Source organism: Micromonospora sp. 4G55, from assembly GCF_016803375.1.
The window spans coordinates 1-2,515 of the sequence record NZ_JAEVHN010000800.1 but is presented as its reverse complement, the minus strand read 5'-3'; the positions used below and the strand labels follow the sequence as shown (position 1 = coordinate 2,515).

Sequence of the window (2,515 nt, the reverse complement as noted above, 5' to 3'; positions counted from 1 at the left end):
CCGCACCTGACGCTCCGCGACGCCGAGCTCGTCGGCGATCCGCTGATGAACTGACTGGGTCACGATCTTGATCCGCCTTCGCTGTGGGTTCCGTGCTGCCGCCGCGGCGGGCGGGGCCGCGGCGGCCACCGGCGGCGCGGTGTGGATCGAGTCGGTCCGCGACGCCTGCGAGGACCTGGCCGCCCGGGCGCTCGTCGGCGAACTGGCCGTGGAGCCGCTGCGCATCGACGGCGAACCCGACCCCCGGTACGTCTCGATCACCATGGCCCGGTTGCAGTGGGGCTCGGTCACCGCCCGGATCCGGGACCTCAAATCGAAGATCCAGCGGGTCAACCCGGTGAACAACAAGGACGAGTACTTCGCCCTCTTCGGGGAACTGCTCTCGCTGGAGCAGCACGCGCGGGCGCTGCGCGAGCAGGCCGCGGGAGGACTGTGATGGGACTGTTCAGCCGCAAGCCGAAGCTGCCGCCCGCCGCCCGGCCCCCGCTCGCCGACGACGAACGGGTGCTCGCCTGGGCGGCCGCCGGCAACGGCGAGGGCGACGGCGTGGTGGTGGCCAGCAACCTCGGGCTCTGGCTGCCCGGCCGCGCGCACCGGCTGGGCTGGCACGACATCCTCAAGGCGGTGTGGTCCGGCCACGAGCTGACCGTCACCCCGGCCGAGCGGGTCACCGAGCGCGACGGCTACCAGGTGGTGGCGGACTGCCCGGCCGAGACCTACCTGCTGGTCGACCCGGGCGAGCTGCCGCACCAGGTGCGGGCCCGGGTCACCCGGTCGGTGGCGTACACGGCGCACCACCCGGTGCCCCGGCGGCGCCGGGCGGGTCGCGGCCCGGCGGGTGGCCGGGGTGGACGGGCTGAGCTGGACCGTGCGCTTCGACCCGGGCACCCCCGCCGACGACGAGGCGGTGCTGGCGGAGGCCGACCGGCTGGTGGCCGCCGCCCGCGCCGCGACCGCCCCCCGCCGACGCCTGAACTCCGCTCACCCGCCCTGGTAGAACCGCGCCGCGCCCGGATGCAGCGGGATCGGGTCGGTGCTGGACGCGCTCTGCCGGGTGAAGTTGCCCGCCTCCGGGTGCACCCCGATCAGGTCGCCCTGGTAGGCGAAGAGCAGCCGGGTCAGGTCGTACGCCAGCTCGTCCGGCATGTCGGCGTTGACCAGGATCATGTTCGACACCGTGACCGTCGGCGTGCCCGCCGGCGTGCGGTAGGCGTCCTTCGGCAGCTCGGCGGTGGTGTACACGGAGCCGTACCGGGCGTTGAGCGGCTCGATCAGGTCGGCGATCGGCAGCAGCGTGAACCTGCCCGGCGCGCTGGAGAGCAGGTCGGCGATGCCGGGGGTGGGCAGGCCGCCGGAGAAGAACATCGCGTCCAGCGTGCCGGCCCGCATCCGCTTGACCGTCTCCGGCAGGGACAGGGTGAACCGGTCCACGTCCCGGTCCGGATCCATCCCGGCGGCGGTCAGCAGTCGCCCGGCGATGATGTCCGTGCCGGACTTCGGCGAACCCGTGGAGACCCGCTTCCCGCGCAGCCCGGCGAAGTCCTTCACCTTGGCGTCGGCCCGCACGATGACGTGGGTGTAGTTGCTGTAGACCCGGGCCAGCGCCCGGACCGGTTGCGGCTGCCCGACGAAGGCGCCCTGGCCGGTGACCGCGTCGGCCGCGGTGTCGGCGAGGCTGAAGGCGATCTCCATGTCGCCGCTGGCCAGCCGGGTGACGTTCTCCACCGAGGCGCCGGTCGGCTCGGCCCGCGCCTCGTACCCGGGCAGGTGGCGGCTGATCACGTCGGCGTAGCCGCCGCCGAGCTGGTAGTACACGCCGGTGGTGTTGCCGGTGGCGAGGAAGATCCGACCGCCGTGCCAGCCCTGCGGCGGCGCGGCCGGCTGCCCGCAGCTCGCCACGAGCAGCGTCACCAGCAGGGCGGCCAGCCAGTGCGGTGGCCGGCGGGTCACGCCCGGACCGCCGGTTCCAGCGCCTCCGCCACCCGCTGCACCAGGGTCGCGGTCTCGAAACCGATCTGACCCAGGTCGCAGCCCGGCGCGGCGAGCACCCCGAGCAGGGCCCGCTCGCCGACCGCCATCACCAGCATCACCCCGCCGTCCATGTCGACGATCTGCTGGCGTACCCGGCCGGCCGACATCAGCCGCGCGGCGCCGACGGTCAGGCTGGCCAGGCCGCTGATCACGGCGGCGAGCTGGTCCACCTGGTCGGGGGAGAGGTGCGGTGAGGAGGCCAGGCGCAGCCCGTCCTCGGAGACGGCTACGGCGTGCGACACGTCCGGCACCTGCTCGGCGAAGTTCGCCAGGAGCCAGTCCAGGCCGGCGCTCACGGGTGTGGTCATTGGTGTCTCCCGTTGGGTCTCGTCTGCTGGTTACGTCGCATCGCGCTGGCCACCCCCTCGGCGAGCGCGGACAGTCGGGCCCGCACCACCTCTGGGTCGAGCAGGTCCTCCGCCGACCGGGCCGGCGCGGTGTTCGGCAGCGTCGGGAGCTGACCGCCGCGGGTCCGACGGGGCAG

Annotated in this window: 3 protein-coding genes and 2 pseudogenes; 2 read left to right on the top strand and 3 right to left on the bottom strand. The window is 74.1% G+C overall.

Translation table 11 applies throughout. The features are described from left to right. Positions 1 to 94: 94 nt before the first annotated feature. Positions 95 to 436, top strand: a pseudogene (locus tag JNW89_RS34385) (DNA primase); the annotation flags it as partial. Then, a pseudogene (locus JNW89_RS34380) lies at positions 436 to 997 on the top strand (hypothetical protein). The pseudogenes JNW89_RS34385 and JNW89_RS34380, both read left to right, overlap by 1 nt. Here the strand turns inward: JNW89_RS34380 and JNW89_RS34375 are convergent. From JNW89_RS34375 to JNW89_RS34365, 3 genes are all read right to left on the bottom strand, one after another. Then, a complete protein-coding gene (locus JNW89_RS34375) occupies positions 982 to 1,950 on the bottom strand; it encodes a TAXI family TRAP transporter solute-binding subunit (protein WP_238452206.1) in 969 nt (322 codons plus the stop codon). The pseudogene JNW89_RS34380 and the gene JNW89_RS34375 sit on opposite strands and share 16 nt — an antisense overlap. Next, positions 1,947 to 2,339, bottom strand: coding sequence for a roadblock/LC7 domain-containing protein (locus tag JNW89_RS34370; RefSeq protein ID WP_154942541.1), 393 nt, complete (start codon positions 2,337 to 2,339; stop codon positions 1,947 to 1,949). Before JNW89_RS34370 ends, JNW89_RS34375 begins: the two co-directional genes overlap by 4 nt. After that, positions 2,336 to 2,515 (bottom strand): hypothetical protein (locus tag JNW89_RS34365; protein WP_238452205.1); only part of this gene is annotated, 180 nt, incomplete at its 5' end. The genes JNW89_RS34370 and JNW89_RS34365, both read right to left, overlap by 4 nt.

Coding starts and splice junctions, on each gene's coding strand:
- JNW89_RS34370 (WP_154942541.1), bottom strand. CDS start 2,339: ATGACCACACCCGTGAGCGCCGGCCTGGACTGGCTCCTGGCGAACTTC.